This window comes from Falsiroseomonas tokyonensis (assembly GCF_019024325.1).
GTDB classification, from domain to species: domain Bacteria; phylum Pseudomonadota; class Alphaproteobacteria; order Acetobacterales; family Acetobacteraceae; genus Falsiroseomonas; species Falsiroseomonas tokyonensis.
Genome location: NZ_JAFNJS010000007.1, coordinates 56,037 through 71,437 on the forward strand (window position 1 = coordinate 56,037; position 15,401 = coordinate 71,437).

18 protein-coding genes are annotated in these 15,401 nt (G+C 72.0%); 10 read left to right on the top strand and 8 right to left on the bottom strand.

Going from position 1 to position 15,401, the window contains the following annotated elements; genetic code table 11:
* Window positions 1-15: 15 nt before the first annotated feature.
* From J3S20_RS21610 to J3S20_RS21620, 3 genes are read left to right on the top strand one after another with little or no spacing between them, the layout of a single operon-like run.
* Complete coding sequence (locus J3S20_RS21610) at window positions 16-231, top strand: YMGG-like glycine zipper-containing protein (RefSeq protein ID WP_343215274.1); 216 nt, start codon at window positions 16-18, stop codon at window positions 229-231.
* A gap of 49 nt (window positions 232-280) precedes the next feature.
* Complete coding sequence (locus J3S20_RS21615) at window positions 281-1,108, top strand: 23S rRNA (adenine(2030)-N(6))-methyltransferase RlmJ (protein WP_216838847.1); 828 nt, start codon at window positions 281-283, stop codon at window positions 1,106-1,108.
* Between the two features lie 12 nt (window positions 1,109-1,120).
* Window positions 1,121-2,113, top strand: coding sequence for an NAD(P)H-dependent glycerol-3-phosphate dehydrogenase (locus J3S20_RS21620; protein ID WP_216838634.1), 993 nt, complete (start codon window positions 1,121-1,123; stop codon window positions 2,111-2,113).
* A 48-nt stretch (window positions 2,114-2,161) separates the two neighbouring features.
* On the opposite strand, the gene J3S20_RS21625 is transcribed toward J3S20_RS21620, so the two are convergent.
* Window positions 2,162-3,481, bottom strand: coding sequence for a UDP-glucose dehydrogenase family protein (locus J3S20_RS21625; protein ID WP_216838635.1), 1,320 nt, complete (start codon window positions 3,479-3,481; stop codon window positions 2,162-2,164).
* Between the two features lie 283 nt (window positions 3,482-3,764).
* Here J3S20_RS21625 and metW point away from each other — a divergent pair, with 283 nt between their 5' ends.
* On the top strand, window positions 3,765-4,364 hold the full coding sequence (gene metW / locus J3S20_RS21630; protein WP_216838849.1) for a methionine biosynthesis protein MetW: 600 nt from the start codon (window positions 3,765-3,767) through the stop codon (window positions 4,362-4,364).
* 64 nt (window positions 4,365-4,428) lie between these two features.
* Here metW and J3S20_RS21635 read toward each other — a convergent pair whose 3' ends face one another.
* Complete coding sequence (locus tag J3S20_RS21635) at window positions 4,429-4,614, bottom strand: hypothetical protein (protein WP_216838636.1); 186 nt, start codon at window positions 4,612-4,614, stop codon at window positions 4,429-4,431.
* Between the two features lie 342 nt (window positions 4,615-4,956).
* Here J3S20_RS21635 and phbB point away from each other — a divergent pair, with 342 nt between their 5' ends.
* From phbB to yddG, 4 genes are read left to right on the top strand one after another with little or no spacing between them, the layout of a single operon-like run.
* Window positions 4,957-5,679, top strand: coding sequence for an acetoacetyl-CoA reductase (gene phbB / locus J3S20_RS21640; protein ID WP_216838637.1), 723 nt, complete (start codon window positions 4,957-4,959; stop codon window positions 5,677-5,679).
* A 12-nt stretch (window positions 5,680-5,691) separates the two neighbouring features.
* Entirely contained in the window at window positions 5,692-6,336 is a 645-nt protein-coding gene (locus J3S20_RS30415) for a YciI family protein (protein WP_246603144.1), read from the top strand.
* Window positions 6,329-6,700 carry a carboxymuconolactone decarboxylase family protein gene (locus J3S20_RS21655; protein WP_216838638.1) on the top strand — a complete coding sequence of 124 codons (372 nt, stop codon included), beginning with the start codon at window positions 6,329-6,331 and terminating at the stop codon, window positions 6,698-6,700. Before J3S20_RS30415 ends, J3S20_RS21655 begins: the two co-directional genes overlap by 8 nt.
* A 26-nt stretch (window positions 6,701-6,726) precedes the next feature.
* Entirely contained in the window at window positions 6,727-7,575 is an 849-nt protein-coding gene (gene yddG / locus J3S20_RS21660; RefSeq protein WP_216838639.1) for an aromatic amino acid exporter YddG, read from the top strand.
* On the opposite strand, the gene J3S20_RS21665 is transcribed toward yddG, so the two are convergent.
* The 4 genes from J3S20_RS21665 to gloB form a co-directional block, all read right to left on the bottom strand.
* Complete coding sequence (locus tag J3S20_RS21665; RefSeq protein WP_216838640.1) at window positions 7,572-8,177, bottom strand: class I SAM-dependent methyltransferase; 606 nt, start codon at window positions 8,175-8,177, stop codon at window positions 7,572-7,574. The two genes, yddG and J3S20_RS21665, sit on opposite strands and share 4 nt — an antisense overlap.
* Window positions 8,174-8,611, bottom strand: a complete 438-nt coding sequence (locus J3S20_RS21670) for a cupin domain-containing protein (protein ID WP_216838641.1) — start codon at window positions 8,609-8,611, stop codon at window positions 8,174-8,176. The genes J3S20_RS21665 and J3S20_RS21670 overlap by 4 nt, the downstream gene beginning before the upstream one ends.
* Window positions 8,611-9,210, bottom strand: a complete 600-nt coding sequence (locus J3S20_RS21675; RefSeq protein ID WP_216838642.1) for a glutathione S-transferase N-terminal domain-containing protein — start codon at window positions 9,208-9,210, stop codon at window positions 8,611-8,613. The genes J3S20_RS21670 and J3S20_RS21675 overlap by 1 nt, the downstream gene beginning before the upstream one ends.
* A 93-nt stretch (window positions 9,211-9,303) precedes the next feature.
* Entirely contained in the window at window positions 9,304-10,041 is a 738-nt protein-coding gene (gene gloB, locus J3S20_RS21680; protein ID WP_216838643.1) for a hydroxyacylglutathione hydrolase, read from the bottom strand.
* Between the two features lie 74 nt (window positions 10,042-10,115).
* Here gloB and J3S20_RS21685 point away from each other — a divergent pair, with 74 nt between their 5' ends.
* Both J3S20_RS21685 and J3S20_RS21690 read left to right on the top strand, forming a co-directional pair.
* Entirely contained in the window at window positions 10,116-10,835 is a 720-nt protein-coding gene (locus J3S20_RS21685; protein WP_216838644.1) for a class I SAM-dependent methyltransferase, read from the top strand.
* A 116-nt stretch (window positions 10,836-10,951) separates the two neighbouring features.
* Window positions 10,952-11,566, top strand: coding sequence for a Rossmann-fold NAD(P)-binding domain-containing protein (locus J3S20_RS21690; RefSeq protein ID WP_246603146.1), 615 nt, complete (start codon window positions 10,952-10,954; stop codon window positions 11,564-11,566).
* Window positions 11,567-11,572: 6 nt separating this feature from the next.
* Here J3S20_RS21690 and J3S20_RS21695 read toward each other — a convergent pair whose 3' ends face one another.
* Together J3S20_RS21695 and J3S20_RS21700 are read right to left on the bottom strand one after the other, a co-directional pair.
* Window positions 11,573-14,059: a calcium-binding protein gene (locus J3S20_RS21695; RefSeq protein ID WP_216838646.1), complete on the bottom strand. Its 2,487-nt coding sequence runs from the start codon at window positions 14,057-14,059 to the stop codon at window positions 11,573-11,575.
* Between the two features lie 128 nt (window positions 14,060-14,187).
* Entirely contained in the window at window positions 14,188-15,375 is a 1,188-nt protein-coding gene (locus J3S20_RS21700) for an acetyl-CoA C-acetyltransferase (RefSeq protein ID WP_216838647.1), read from the bottom strand.
* Window positions 15,376-15,401: the final 26 nt, after the last annotated feature.

The following is a 15,401-nucleotide window of genomic DNA, read 5'->3' on the forward strand; positions in this document are numbered from 1 at the left end:
CAGGAGGACGCCACGATGACCATGAGCCCCCGCCTCGCCGCCGCCCTGTTGCTGACCGCCGCCGTCGCCGCCTGCGGCCAGACGCCCGGCCAGCGCGCCGTCTCCGGCGGCCTGCTCGGCGCCGGCACCGGCGCCGCCGTCGGCTCGCTGTCCGGCAATGCCGGCACCGGCGCGTTGATCGGTGGCGGTGTTGGCGCCGTCGGCGGCGCGGTGACCGCGCCCCGCTACTGACACAAGGCGCGGGTTGCGTCGCCCCACGGGCGGCGCTACCCGCTGCGGCGTGAACTACCGCCACGCCTTCCACGCCGGGAATGCCTGCGACGTCGCCAAGCACGCGCTGCTGGTGGACCTGCTGCAGGCGCTCCGCGGCAAGGACAAGCCCTTCCGGGTGCTCGATACCCATGCGGGCCTCGGCAGCTATGTGCTGGCCTCCGCCGAGGCGGAGCGCACCGGCGAATGGCGCCAGGGCATCGGCCGCGTCGCCGATATCACCGAGGGTCCGCTGGCCGACTACGCCGCGATGGTCCGCGCCGCCGGCTTCCCCGACATCTATCCCGGCTCCCCCGACCTGGCCCGCGCGCTGCTGCGGCCGCAGGACCGGCTGGTGCTGTCTGAACTGCACCCCGAGGACCACGCGACGCTGCGCGCCCGCTACAGCCGGGACCGCCAGGTGGCCGTGCATCTGCGCGATGCCTGGGAAGCGGTGGAGGCCCTGACCCCCTTCCCCGAGCGCCGCGGCCTGGTGCTGATCGACCCGCCCTTTGAGAAGCCCGGCGAATTCGAACGCTGCGCCGCCGCCCTGGCCCGGCTGCGCCACCGCTTCCGCGCCGCCATCATCGCCTGCTGGTACCCCATAAAGCACCGCGCGCCGGTGCGCGCCTTCCACACCGCCCTGCAGGACGCCGTCGTGCCGGATTGCGTCACGGCGGAGCTGCTGCTGCGGGAGCCCACCGACCCCACCCGCCTGAATGGCTGCGGCCTGCTGGTGGCCAATGCCCCGCATGGCTTTACCGAGCGTGCCGAGGCCATCCTGGCCGCGCTGCTGCCGCGCCTGGCGGGCGGGGAGGCCGGGGCCGGCGCCGCCATCACCCGCATCACCCCGGAATAGGGCTTGGGAAACATGCCGCAGCCGCGTCGTCGCATTGCCGTGCTGGGCGCCGGCGCCTGGGGCACCGCCCTGGCCTTGCAGGCGGCGCGGGCCGGCAATGCCGTCACGCTCTGGGCGCGGGACCCGGCGCGGGCGGCGGCCATGGCGGAGGCGCGGGAGAATGCGCGCTATCTGCCGGGCCAGCCCCTCTCCGCCGCCATCCAGGTCACCGCCGATGCGGCCGCGGCGATGGAGGGCGCGCTGTTTGCCCTGGTGGTGGTGCCGGTTCAGCATCTGCGCGCGGCGGTGGCCGCCCTGCCGCCGGGCGGCTGCCCGCTGGTGGTCTGCGCCAAGGGGGTGGAGCGCGGCACGCTTTGCCTGCCGCTCGAGATTCTGGAGCAGCTGCGTCCCGAGGCGCCCGCCGCCGTGCTCTCCGGCCCCAATTTCGCGCATGAGGTCGCGCGCGGCCTGCCGGCCGCCGCGGTGGTCGCGAGCGGCGACGCGGCGCTGCGCAGCCTGGCGGGCGAGCTGCTGGGCACCGCCGGCTTCCGCCTCTATGGCGGCGACGACCCGATGGGCGTGCAGGTGGGCGGCGCGGCCAAGAACGTGATCGCCATCGCCGCCGGCGCGGTGATCGGCGCGGGCCTCGGCGAGAATGCGCGGGCCGCGCTCGTCACGCGGGGGCTGGCCGAACTGTCGCGGCTGACGGTGGCGCTGGGCGGGCGGGCGGAGACGGCGGCGGGGCTTTCGGGCCTGGGCGACCTGCTGCTGACCACCACGGGGGCGGGCAGCCGCAATACCTCGCTCGGCATGGAGCTCGCCCGCGGCACGCCGCTGGAGGCCGCGCTGGCCAGCCGCGCCGGGGTGGCGGAGGGGGTGGAGACGGCGCCCGCCCTGGTGGCGCGCGCCGCGGCGGCGGGGGTGGAACTGCCGATCTGCGCCGCGGTGGCGGAGTTGCTGGCGGGCGAGCTCAGCATCGGCCAGGCCATGGGCCGGCTGCTGTCACGGCCGCGGCGGGACGAATAGCGACGCCACCCAACCCTCCCCCCTTCGCAGGGGGAGGGCGATCGGGGCTCAGGGGCGGCCGATGGACCGGTAGGTGAAGCCGGCCTCCCGCATCGTCAGCGGGTCATAGACATTGCGCAGGTCTTCCAGCACCCGGCCGCGCATCGCCTTCTTCAAGGCTTCCGGCGACAGGGCGCGGAACTCGTTCCACTCGGTCAGCACCACCAGCGCGTCGGCCTCCTTCGCCGCGTCCAGCGCGCCGCTGGCGTAGTGCACGCCATCCGGCAGCAGGCCCTTGGCATGGTCCATCGCCACAGGGTCATAGGCCCGCACCGTGGCGCCGGCCTCGACCAGCTTCGGCACCACCACCAGGGACGGCGCATCGCGCATGTCGTCGGTCTCCGGCTTGAAGGCCAGGCCGAGCACGGCGATGGTCTTGCCGGAGACATTGCCGCCCAGCGCCGCGATGATGCGGTCCGCCATCTGGCCCTTGCGGGCGTCGTTGACGGCGATGGTGGTCTCGATCAGCGTCAGCGGGCTTTCGAAATCCCGTGCCGTGCGCGCCACCGCCAGCGTGTCCTTGGGGAAGCAGGACCCGCCATAGCCCGGGCCGGGGTGCAGGAACTTGCGGCCGATGCGGCCATCGAGGCCGACGCCGCGCGCCACGTCATGAACATCCGCGCCCACCTTCTCACAAAGGTCGGCAATCTCGTTGATGAAGGAGATCTTCATCGCCAGGAAGGCGTTCGCCGCATACTTCGTCAGCTCCGCCGTCTCCAGCGAGGTATTGACGATCGGCGTCTCCATCAGGAAGAGCGGCCGGTAGATGCGGCGCAGCAGTTCCCGCGCCCTCTCGCCCACCGGGCCGTCCTCGGTGCCGACCACCACGCGGTCCGGCCGCATGAAGTCGCCGATGGCATTGCCCTCGCGCAGGAATTCCGGGTTGGAGGCGACCGAGATCTCCAGATCCGGACGGATCCGGGTGACGATCTCCTTGATCTTGCGGCCGGTGCCGACCGGGACGGTGGACTTGGTCACCAGCACGATCGGCGTCTTGGCGGCGCGGGCCACCTGTTCGGCGGCGGCGAAGACATAGGACAGGTCGGCATGGCCATCGCCGCGGCGGGAGGGGGTGCCGACGGCCAGGAAGACCGCATCCGCGCCCTCCATCGCCGCTTCCAGGCTGGTGCCGAATTCCAGGCGACCATCGCGGACATTGTCCGCCACCAGCGCATCCAGCCCCGGCTCGTAGATCGGGATCCGCCCTTCGTGCAGCGCCGTGATCTTGGACGGATCGGCGTCGATAACGTGAACCTGCATGCCGAATTCGGCGAAGCAAGCGCCTGACACCAAGCCGACATAACCGGCCCCGATCATCGCAATCCGCACGCGCCACTCCGTTGCGTTGAAGAGCCTGTGACTTACCCTGCTAACAGGTGCGAATCAAACCCTGCTGCAGCGCAGCATGAGAAGGGGCCTCAGGCTTGACGCCACGATTGCGTGCGGTGGTCGCCTGCGCTCGAAAGCGTCCGGCGTCTGACCACGCCTGGCGCCCCCGGGTCGTCCCCACGCTGGACGGGCCCGCGCCCGGAAGCTAGACGAACCGCCGCCAGCCAAGGGATGGGGGGTGCGCGTGCCGGATGCGGTGGAAGTGCGCTTCGTCGCCAAGAACATGCGGCTCGACCTCCGCCTGATCGCGGAAATGGTCGAAGCCGGCGCGCGCGTGCTGGATATCGGCTGCGGTGACGGCGTGCTGATCGAGTATCTGACGCGCGAGAAGCGTGCCGATGCCCGCGGCATCGAGATCGACATGGCCGAGGCGACGGAGGCGGTGGCCGCCGGCCTGCCGGTGATCCACGGCGATGCCGATGCCGACCTCGCCTTCTACCCGGACGGCGCCTTCGACTATGTGGTGCTGTCCCGCACCCTGCAGGCGGTGGAGCGGCCACGGGAAGTGCTGCGCCAGATGCTGCGGATCGGCGGGCGGGCCATCGTCTCCTTCCCGAATTTCGGCCATTGGCAGCTGCGCATGCGGCTGCTGCTGTCCGGCCGCATGCCGGACAATGAGACCTGGGACCGCCCCTGGTACGAGACGCCGAATATCCACCCCTGCACCATCCGCGACTTCTTCGAACTGTGCCGGATGGAGGGCTATGTGGTGGAGCGCTGGCTGGCGGTGGATGAGAAGGGGCTCCGCTCGCCCTGGAAGCGTTCGCCCTGGCTGGCGAATCTCTTCGGCGAACAGGCGCTGTTCCTGCTGCGCCGCCGCTGACCCCCCGCCGGGCATCAGGCGCCTTGGCGAGGTCAGGTCACCGCGAAGTCAGGTCCCCGCGGCTTCAGTTCAACCGGGCGCCAGGGGGGACGCATTGGCCGGGCATCATCGCCGCCGCCAGGGCCGCATGGCGGGCGGCCGCATCAGCGCCAAGCCGGCGGCACTCCGCCTCGACATATTCCAGGATCAGGATCAGGGCCGTGCGATCGGTGGCTTCCGCATCGTTCGGCGCTGGCTTCGCGTTCAACATGGCTGCAGTTCTCCGGCGGGTATTTCATGCGCGCCCGATGGCCAGCTTATGCACCAGCATCACGAGAACGTGAAGTCTGAAAAACTCGCCTGGACTTCAACTTTTCGGTTTCGCCTCGCCTCCGGGTTGCGCGCCGGGTCGTCCCAGCTACCGCGCGCAACCTTGCCTACGGGCCTTCCACCGCGCCACGCATCGGGAATTGCGCGGGCCGCGCGGGCAGGCAAGGATGCTGCTGCGCCGGCTGCGCGGCACCGGCCGGCCTGGGCAGGGCCGGCCTGCACCGCAACCGGCACCACAAGCGCCGGGCGCAGAATCCGGACGCATCGACAGGGGAGAGCCGGCATGGCGCGGGTGGCATTGGTGACGGGCGGGCAGCGGGGCATCGGCGCCGCGATCAGCGAGGCTTTGCAGGCCGCAGGGCGCAAGGTCGTCGCCTCCTATGCCGGCAATGATGCCGCGGCCCAGGCCTTCACCGAGCGCACCGGCATCCCCTGCTACAAGTTCGACGTCGGCGATTTCGACGCCTGCGTGGCGGCCGTGGCGAGGATCGAGGCCGAGGTCGGCCCGGTCGAGATCCTGGTGAACAATGCCGGCATCACCCGTGACGCCATGATGCGCAAGCTGACCCGGCAGATGTGGGACGAGGTGATCGATACGAACCTCGGCAGCTGCTACAACATGTGCAAGGCGGTCTGGGACGGCATGGGCGCGCGCAAGTTCGGCCGCATCGTCAATATCGGCTCGATCAACGGTCAGGCGGGCCAGCTCGGCCAGGTGAACTACGCCGCCGCCAAGTCCGGCATCCACGGCTTCACCAAGGCGCTCGCCCTGGAAGGCGCGCGCAACCAGATCACGGTGAATGCGGTGGCCCCCGGCTATGTGGATACCGAGATGGTGCGCGCCGTGCCGCCGGACGTGCTGGAGAAGATCATCGCCCGCATTCCCCGCGGCCGGTTGGGCACGGCGCATGACATCGCGCGCGGCGTCGCCTTCCTCACCGCCGATGATGCGGACTTCGTCACCGGCTCGACGCTGTCCATCAATGGCGGCCAGCACATGTATTGAGGGTCTGCGACATTGACCTGGGCGATCCTGGCCTACGATGGCGACGATGCGGAGGCGCCCGCCCGGCGCGCCGCGGCGCGGGAGGCACATGTCGCCTTCATCACGGCGGAAGCCGCGGCCGGCCGCCTGCTGCTCGGCCTGCCGCTGCATGACGAGGCCGGGCGCAGCCGCGGCTCGCTGATGCTGGTTGCCGGGGATGAAGCGGCGCGCGACGCCTATCTGGCGGCCGAGCCCTTCGCCACGTCCGGCGTCTGGCGGCAGGTGCAGGCGCATCCCTTCGGCATCGCGCCGCTGCCCTACCAGCCCTGGCCCTCGCCCGATGCGCCGGCGCCGACGGGGCGCACCCATTCCGTGCTGATCGGCTGGGACGGCACGGATGCCGGCGCGCTCGACCGCCGCATGGCCGCACGTCCGGCGCATTTCGCGCGCGTGAAGCCGATGGCCGCGGATGGCACGCTGCTGTTCGGCGGCGCCATCTTCGACGCGCCAGGCGGCCGGATGATCGGCTCCATCGCCGCCACGCGGCACACCAGCCACCAGGCGGCGCGGGATTGGGTCGCCGCGGACCCCTACAGCACCGGCGATGTCTGGCGCGAGGTCACGGTGCATGCCACCGCCTTCCGCCCCCTGCCCTACGCCCCCCTGCCCCATGGCTGAGGAATTCCCGCCCGAGGCGCTGGCCGTCTTCGAGGAGATCAAGGCGGCGCGCGGCATTCCGGATGTGAACAACTTCTGGAAGGCGCTCGCGGTCGATCCCGCGCTGCTGCGGCGGACCTGGGAGAGCCTCTCGGCCGTCATGGCGCCCGGCGCGCTGGACCCGCTCGTGAAGGAGATGCTCTACCTCGTCGCCTCCATGACCAGCGGCTGCGCCTATTGCACCGCCAGCCACACCGCCGCGGCCCGCGCCAAGGGCATGACGCCGGCCCAGTATGGGGAGCTGCTGGCGGTGGTCGGCATGGCCGCCGAGACCAACCGCCTGGCCGAGGCGCTGCGGGTGCCGATCGACCCCCAGTTCCAGTAGCGACCCGGCCGCCGTAGAAGCGGTCCATGTCCTCCGCCACCCTTGCCGGCTGCGGCGCGCTCGCGCTCTGGGCCTTCCTTGCCCTGCTGTCGCGACTTTCCGCCGGGCTGCCGCCGCTGCAGCTCACCGCCATGGGCTTTGCCGTGGGCGGGCTGGTGGGGCTGGCGGTGGTGGCGGCCAAAGGGCGGCTCGGGCTGCTGCGGCAGCCGGGGATTGCCTGGCTTCATGGCGTGGGCGGGCTCTTCGGCTACCACGCGCTGTATTTCCTCGCGCTGGCGCTGGCGCCGGCGGTGGAAGCGAACCTCATCAACTATCTCTGGCCGCTGCTGATCGTGCTGCTCTCCGCGCCGCTGCGCGGGCTGCGGCTGGGGCCGGCGCGGCTGGCGGGGGTCGGCCTTGGCTTCGCCGGCTGCGCCCTGCTGGTCGGCAGCGGCGCGGCCTTCCCGCCGGAGGCCATCCCGGGCTTTCTCGCCGCGCTGGGCTGCGCCGTGTTCTGGGCGGTCTATTCCGTCACCTCCGGCACGCCACGCCTCGCCGCGGTGCCGACCGAGGCGGTAGCCGGCTTCTGCCTGGGCACCGCGGCGCTGGCGGCGGTGGCGCACCTGGCCTTCGAGACGACGGTGGCGCCGGATGCCGGGCAATTTCTGGCGGTGGCGCTGCTCGGCCTGGGCCCGGTGGGGGCCGCCTTCTTCCTGTGGGATATCGGCATGAAGCGCGGCGATCCGCGGCTGCTGGGGACGCTGGCCTATGCGGTGCCGGTGGCCTCCACCCTGCTGCTGATCCTGGCTGGGCAGGGGGAGTTCAGCGCCCGGGTGGTGGTGGCGACGCTGATGGTGGCGGGAGGTGGCTTCGTGGCCGCTCGCGCAAGAGGCTAGGTCTTGCGCATCAGGGCGCGGACGACCTCCGCCTGGCCCTGGTGCCGCGGCCCCTCATCCAGCGCGACGGTGCCTTCCAGCAGTTCCAGCACCTCCAACCCGGCAAAATGCTGCTCGACGAGGGCCCGGGTCCACAGCAGTTCCGGCATTTTCGGCCCACCGCTGCGCCGCCCCTGCTGGGCCGGCGAAAAACATTCGAGGATCAGAAGCCCGCCCGGCGCCAGGCAGCGCAGCACGCCCGCCGTCGCCGCGGCGCGGTCCTCGGGCGGCAGATGCACGAAAATCCAGGCGACGAGGTCGAAGGCGGCCTCGGGATAGTCCCATTCCGCCGCATCCGCCGTCACCGTGCGCAGCGCCACGCCGCGCGCAGCCGCCAGCGCGGCCGCCTTCGCCCCGGCGACCGGCGACCAGTCCAGGGAGACGGACGAAAGCCCCTGCTCGGCGAGCCAGACGCCGTTGCGCCCCTCGCCATCGCCCAGCGCCAGCGCCCGCATACCCGGCCGCAGCCAGGCGCGCTGGCATTGCAGGTAGCGGTTCGGCGCCTCCCCGAACTGGAAGCCGCCGCCCTGGTAGCGTTCGTCCCAGGCGAGGGAGGTGCTCACTTGCCTGGCTCCCAGCCCGGCGGCGCCAGCTCGAAGCCCGCGAAGTCGAAAGCGGGCGAGACGGTGCAGGAGACCAGCGACCAGCGATCCGCCACCGGCCAGGCCGCCTGCCACCAGCCCTTCGGCACCACCCCCATCAGCGCGGCCCGCGGGCCGAGCAGCACCTGCTGGTCCACCCGCGACCCGTCCTGCGACAGCGCCAGCACCAGCGGCCCGCCGCCCTGCCAGAACCAGCATTCGGCGGCGTCCACCCGGTGCCAATGGCTGCGCTGCCCGGCCTCCAGCAGGAAATGGATGGCGGTGCCGGCGCCGCGGCCGCCCTCGGCGGGCTGGTCGCGCCAGACCTCGCGGTAATGGCCGCCCTCCGGATGCGGGGCGAGGCCGAGGCCCGCCACCACATCGGCCGCCGTCAAAGCGGGGTCGGTCAGGTCCATCAGCCGGGCGGCGCCGTGCGCTGCAGGGCCGGCAGGCGGGAGACGCGCTCGAACCAGTCGGCCAGGCGCGGATGGCCCGCACGCCAGGGCTCGTCGGCGAAGCGGAAGTCGAGGTAGCCCAGGGCGCAGGCCACCGCGACCTCCCCGATATCGGTCAGGTCCTCGGGCGGGTCCTGCTCCAGCGCCGCCAGGCCGCGCTGCACCGCCGCCTTCTGCCGCGCGAGATAGGCCAGGCGGGTCTCGTCCATCGGCTTGCCGAAGCGCATGCGCCGCGCCACCGCCGCATCCATGATGCCATCCGCCAGGGCATGCCGCAGCTGGGCCGCCAGGCGCGCCATGCTGCCGGTGGGCGGGAACAGCGGCGGGGCCTCCCCCACCGTATCCAGGTATTCGCAGATCACCCGGCTGTCGAAGACAGCGCGGCCGTCATCGGTGACCAGGGTGGGCACCTTGGAGAGCGGGTTGTCCTGCAGCAGCGCCTGGGGCGAGGCATGCGGATCGGTCACGACGATCTCGATGCGCCCCTCGATGCCGCGCAGGATGGCGCTGGCCATGACCTTGCGGGCGAAGGGGCTGGCATGGGCGTGGTGCAGTTTCATGGGCGTTCCTGTCGCGCTGGCCGGCCCGATCCCGGCGCTGCGGCGCAGCATGCCAAGGATCGGGGGCCAGCGGAATGATGGCTTCGCGAAGGCTCAACCGCGAAAATGGTTCTTCGCCTCCCGCCGCGCGGTGAATTCCGCCAGGTCGCGGGCGCGGAAATAGGGGTTGGCCACCAGTTCCTGCGCCAGGGTGGTGGGCACGGTGGGCCGGCCCGCGGCGCGCAGCGCGCCGGCGGCCTCGGCCTCGGCCCGCAGCGCCTTGTTGCCGGGCTCGATGGTCAGGGCGAAGCGCGCATTCGCCTCGGTGTATTCATGGCCGCAGCAGAAGCGCGTCTCCGGCGGCAGCTTGGCCAGGCGCTGGAAGGAATTGTACAGCGCCGCCATGCCGCCCTCTTCCAGCGGCCTGCCGCAGCCCAGCGCGAAGACCACGTCGCCGCAGAGCAGAAAATGGTCGGCGGCGAAGTGGAAGGCGATATGGCCCGTGGTGTGGCCCGGCAGGTGCATGACCTTGGCCTCGGCCGCGCCGAACTTCACCGTGTCGCCCTCATCCACCGCCTGATCGAGCTGGGGCAGCCGGTGCGCGTCGGGCTTGCCGCCGATGATGCGGGCTTCGGGGAAGCGGGCCTTCAGCTCCGCCACCCCGTTGATGTGGTCGCCATGGTGATGCGTCAGCAGGATGGCATCCAGCCGGCCGCCGGCTTCCTCCACCGCCGCGATGGCGGGGCCGGCCTCGCCCGGGTCGCAGATGCCGACGGCGCCCGTCGGCCCGTCCCGCAGCAGCCACAGGTAGTTGTCCTCGAGGCAGGGGACCGCCTGAACCTTCACCGACATCGCGCGCACCTTCCCGAACTGACTTCCCAGCTGGGCCCGGTCCAAACCGGGGCCTTCTCCCCTATATCCCCGGCATGACGACCGAGGTCCATGGTTTGCTGGGGTTCTACCGATCCCCCGCCGGCGCGGTGGCGGCCCGCCTGGTGCGGGACCGGCTGGCGGCGCTCTGGCCGGCGCTGCCCGACCAGGCGGTGCTCGGCATCGGCCATGCCGCGCCCTATCTCGGCCTGTGGCAGCGGGAGGCCGCGCGCTGCATCGCCCTGACCCCGGCCCAAGGGATCAACCAGGGCACGCCCGAAGCCTGGCCCGAGGGGGCGCGCAGCAGCAGCCTGGTGGCGGAGGAGGAGGCGCTGCCCTTCGCGGATTCCAGCTTCGACCGCGTCCTGCTGGTGCATGGGCTGGAAGCGGCGGAGAATGCACGGCGCATGCTGCGCGAGGTCTGGCGCGTGCTGCGCGACGATGGGCGGCTGATCGTGGTGGTGCCGAACCGGGTGGGACTCTGGGCGCAGCTGGAACGCACGCCCTTCGGCCATGGCCAGCCCTATTCCAGCGGCCAGCTGTCCCGCCTGCTGGCGCGGCACCTGTTCCGCGCATCGCGGCGGGATGCGGCGCTGTTCCTGCCGCCGGTCGGGCTGCGCCTGCTCTCGCCCGTCGCCGGCCCCTGCGAGCGCTTCGGCCGCAGCCTCTGCCCGCGGCTCGCCGGCGTTGCGATCCTGGAGGCGGAGAAGGACCTGCTTTCCGCCGTGCCGGCGGGCGGCGGCCGGCTGCGGCGGCGGGTGGTGCTGCCAGCCTGAACCGCGCCGGCAGGACCTGCCGCCCCGGCTCCAGCAACGGCTTGTTCACCCTGCGCTGTCATCTTCCCCCTCTGCCAAGAGGTCCGCCGCGCGCGGACGCCACCGGGATGATGGACATGTCAGTGACGACGGACCCGATGACCGATTCCCTGCGCGAGGCCGTGCGGGCCGAACTGCACCCGGTGATGGCCGAGCTGCGCGGCTTCGTCGACCGCCGCATCGCCGAGCTCAGCGCGGAACTGCATGCCAGCGTCGAGATCGCCGATATGGGTGAGGAGCATATGAAGGCCGAGCTGGCGCGCATCCACGACCAGATCGGCCAGCTGGTCGCCATGCCGGCGGCCGCCACACGCAACAGCGGGCTGGAGCTGGAGGCGGTGGTGCAGGCGACGGAAGCGGCCGCCAATACCATCATGGAAGCCGCGGAGGCGATCCAGAGCTGGGTCGATGGCGGCGGCAAGGACCAGGACGAGGTGGCGGCCATCGCCGCGAAGGTGAATTCGATCTTCGAGGCCTGCAGCTTCCAGGACGTCACCGGCCAGCGCATCCGCCGCGCCATCCAGCACCTCCAGCAGGTGGAGAACATGCTGGAGACGATGATCCCGGAAGGCGGGCTGCCGGAAGTGCCGCGCAAGCAGGTGGAGGTGAAGACCGCCATCCGCACCGTGGAAACGCCGGCCGGCGGCGATATCGACCAGGCCGCGATCGACGCGCTGCTCGACGATTTCTGAGCCGGGCTACAGCAGGAAGTCGTCCGCGGTCAGCACGGTCGGCGCGTCGAAGCTCAGGCTGAGGCCGCTGCCGCCCGAGGTGGTGACCACGACATAGGGGTATTCATAGCCGGGCGGGCTGCTGCTGATGTCGAGATCCTCGAAACCGGCATGGCCGAAGGCCGTCAGGTCGATCAGGTCCTCGCCCTGCCGGAAGTCCTGGATGCTGTCCTGGCCGTGGCCGGGGGCGAAGACGAAGACATCCGCGCCACCCGCCCCGGCATAGATCTGCTCGCCCGCCCCATCGATGAAGCGGTCGTCCCGGTTGGTGCTGACGAAGCTCTCGAAGCGCAGCAGGCTGGCCCCGGCCTGGCCGTCCAGCGCCAGGGTGCCGGCCTGCAGGTCGATGACGGCGGCGAAATCCTGCACATCGATCAGGTCCAGCGTGTCGCGCCCGCCCTCACCATCGAAGCGGTTGCCGGCGAAATCCAGCGAGATCGCGCCACCCTCCAGGAACAGCGCGATCTGCAGCAGGTCGTCGCCGCCGCCCAGCGCGACCTGATTGTCCTGCAGCACGATGCGGGCACTGCCCTGCCCGCCTTCCTCGCCATTCGCGCCGGCGATGCCGAGCCGATGGGTGACCTGGATGCCGCCCTCCTCGAAGGTGCCGACATCGGCCTCCAACCCGCCGAAGCCGCCGAGGCCGCCGAAGCCGCCCCAGCCGGCATGGGCCAGCGCCTCCAGCCGCACGGTATTCGCGGCCTCGCCGCCGGTGCCGATCCGGTTGCCGACCAGCTCCGCCAGCGCATTGCCGCCCTGCCCGCCGGCGCCACCCGCGCCGCCGATATCGCGGCCTTCGTCGCGCCAGCCGGTGCTTTCCCCGCCCAGGTGCTCCTCGGCGCCGGTGCTGCCGAAGCCGGCATCGCCGGCCCGGCCGCCGTCGCCGCCGCGGCCGCCATAGGCCGCGGCCTCCAGCAGCCAGTCGGTGCCGGTGGCCAGCTGGGCCTCCAGCCCGCTGATCCGGGCCAGGGCATCGCCGCCCCGGCCGCCCGCGCCGCCGACCCCGCCCTCGCTGCCATCCACCCCGTCCGTAAGGTCGGCGTCGAAATCGCCATCGCCGCCATTGCCGCCCCGCCCGCCTTCGCCGCCGAGCCCCGCCCGGGCCGTGGCAGACAGGACATGATTGGCACCCGGTCCGTCATTGCCGAGGAAGCCCAGGATTTCGGCCAGCGCATCGCCGCCGGCACCGCCATCCCCCCCGGCGCCGCCGCTGCCGCCCTGGTTGGCGGTATCATAGAGGCCGCTGACGACAAGCCCGTCCTCGTCCAGCGCCGTGACGTTGCGTTCCGCGGCGGAGGCACCGCCGAAGCCGCCATCGCCGCCATCGCCGCCGGTGCCGCCCGTGGCCAGCATGCGCAGCGCGGACTCGTCGCGCCCGGCCAGCGCGCCCTTCAGCCGCGTGCCCGCCCCGTCGGCGATCGCCGCGGCCGCGCCGCCGTCGCCGCCCGCCTGGCCATCCGCGCCATTCTCGCCGCGCGGGGTGATCCGCGTATGCAGGGGGGAGGTGAAGAGGTAGAGCTCGGCGCCCGCCTCGCCATCCGCCCCGGCCGCGCCGGCACCGCCATCGCCGCCCTGGGCCAGTCCCTGGCGCTGCACGTCATCCGCCTGCAGGCTGCCGGTCAGCACATCGGCGCTGCCGTAGAGCGTGGCCTCCGCCGCCCCGCCATCCTGGCCGGCCGCGCCATTCAGGCCGAACTCCTCCCGCGTCTGATCGACCACCAAGGGTTCCGAGCGGCCGAAGAGCAGGTTGCCGGCATTCAGGTCGCTGAGCACGGTATTGCGCAGCGTCAGCCGCACCCCGCCCTCGAGGTCGATCCGCACCACGCTGCCGATCTGCGTCGCGGCATCCAACACCGCGTCCAGTGTCAGGCCGTCGATGGCGGAGAAGTCGATCAGGTCCTCCACGGCGGTGAAATCGACCAGCACCACCTGACCGGCCTCCGGCCCGATACGGAACAGGTCGTTGCCGGCGCCGCCGGTCAGCCGGTCATTGCCGCCGCCGCCCTGCAGCGTGTCCGCACCCGCGCCGCCGACGAGGGTGTCCTGACCGAGCCCGCCCTGCAGCAGGTCGTCGCCGCCGCGCCCGACCAAGCGCAGGTTGGTGGCGATGCCGGCGGCATCGACCGAGAGGTTGGCGCTGGCGATCCTGGCCAGGGTGATGGTGGCGCTGGGGCCAAGCGCGGCCTCGGCGGCGTCGCCGAGGGTGAGGCTGGCGCTGCCGCTGGTGCGCAGCACCACCTGTTCGAAACCGCGCAGGCCGGCGAAGGCCTCATCCGCCACGGCGAGCGGGCCGGCGGCGAGGATGCGGAGCATGTCCACCCCGCCCGCCGCATCCTGCAGCAGGCCCGGGGCCAGCAGGTTGCCGGTGCCGAGGGTGAGGAAGATGTCGGCGCCGGCGGTGCCATCCTGCAGCAGCGGCCCGCCTGTCAGCGGGTTGATCCGGAACAGCGCCATGATGTTGTCCCCCGCCGCGGCCGTTTCGGTTCCGCAGCCAGGGGAAGCTTAGGTCCGCCCGTTAAGCCCCCGCAACGGGGCGCCGGGCCGCGCGAAACACTGTGTCACGCGCGGCATCGGCGGTTGGCTCAGTCGCGTTCGACACACATGGCGACGCCCATGCCGCCGCCGATGCACAGCGTCACCAGGCCGCGCTTGGCGTCCCGCCGCGCCATCTCGAACAGCAGCGTGTTCAGCACCCGCGCGCCCGAGGCGCCGATCGGATGGCCCAGCGCGATGGCGCCGCCATTCACGTTCACCTTGGCCGGATCCCAGCCGAGGCCCTTGTTCACCGCGCAGGCCTGCGCCGCAAAAGCCTCGTTCGCCTCGATCAGGTCGAGCGAGCCGACATCCCAGCCCGCCTTGGCCAGCGCCTTCTGGCTGGCCGGGATCGGGCCGGTGCCCATGATGGCGGGATCGACGCCCGCCGTGGCCCAGGAGACGATGCGCGCCATGGGCGTGATGCCGCGCTTCGCGGCCTCGGCGGCGGACATAACCACCACCGCGGCGGCGCCGTCATTGATGCCGGAGGCATTGCCGGCGGTGACCGTGCCGTCCTTGCTGAAGGCCGGGCGCAGTTTTGCCAATGTCTCCACCGTCGTGTCTGGGCGGGGATACTCGTCCTCCGTCACCACCACGTCGCCCTTGCGGCCCTTCACGGTGACTGGGGTGATTTCGTCCTTGAACCGGCCGGCCTTCATCGCCTCGCCGGCCTTGCGCTGGCTGGATGCTGCGAATTCGTCCTGCTCCTGGCGGGTCAGCTGGAACTTCTGGGCGACGTTCTCGGCGGTATTGCCCATGTGGTAGCCGTTGAAGGCGTCCCACAGCCCGTCCTTGATCATGGTGTCGACCATGGCGAGGTCGCCCATTTTCTGGCCGGCGCGCAAATTCGCGCAATGCGGCGCCTGGGTCATGCTCTCCTGCCCGCCGGCCACGATGATGTTCGCATCGCCACAGGCCACCTGCTGCGCGGCGAGCGCCACGGCGCGCAGGCCGGAGCCGCAGAGCTGGTTGATGCCGAAGGCGGTGCGCTCCACCGGGATGCCGGCGGCGATGGCGGCCTGGCGCGCGGGGTTCTGGCCGGCGCCCGCCGTCAGGATCTGGCCGAGGATGACCTCATCCACCTCCTCCGGCGCCACGCCGGCGCGTTCCAGCGCGGCGCGGATGGCGACGGTGCCCAGCACATGGGCCGGCAGGCTGGCGAAGGCGCCGTTGAAGGCGCCGACCGGGGTGCGGGCGGCCGAGGCGATGACGATGTCGGTTGCGCTTGCTGACATGGGCCCTGGGGCTCCTTGGCTCGGGA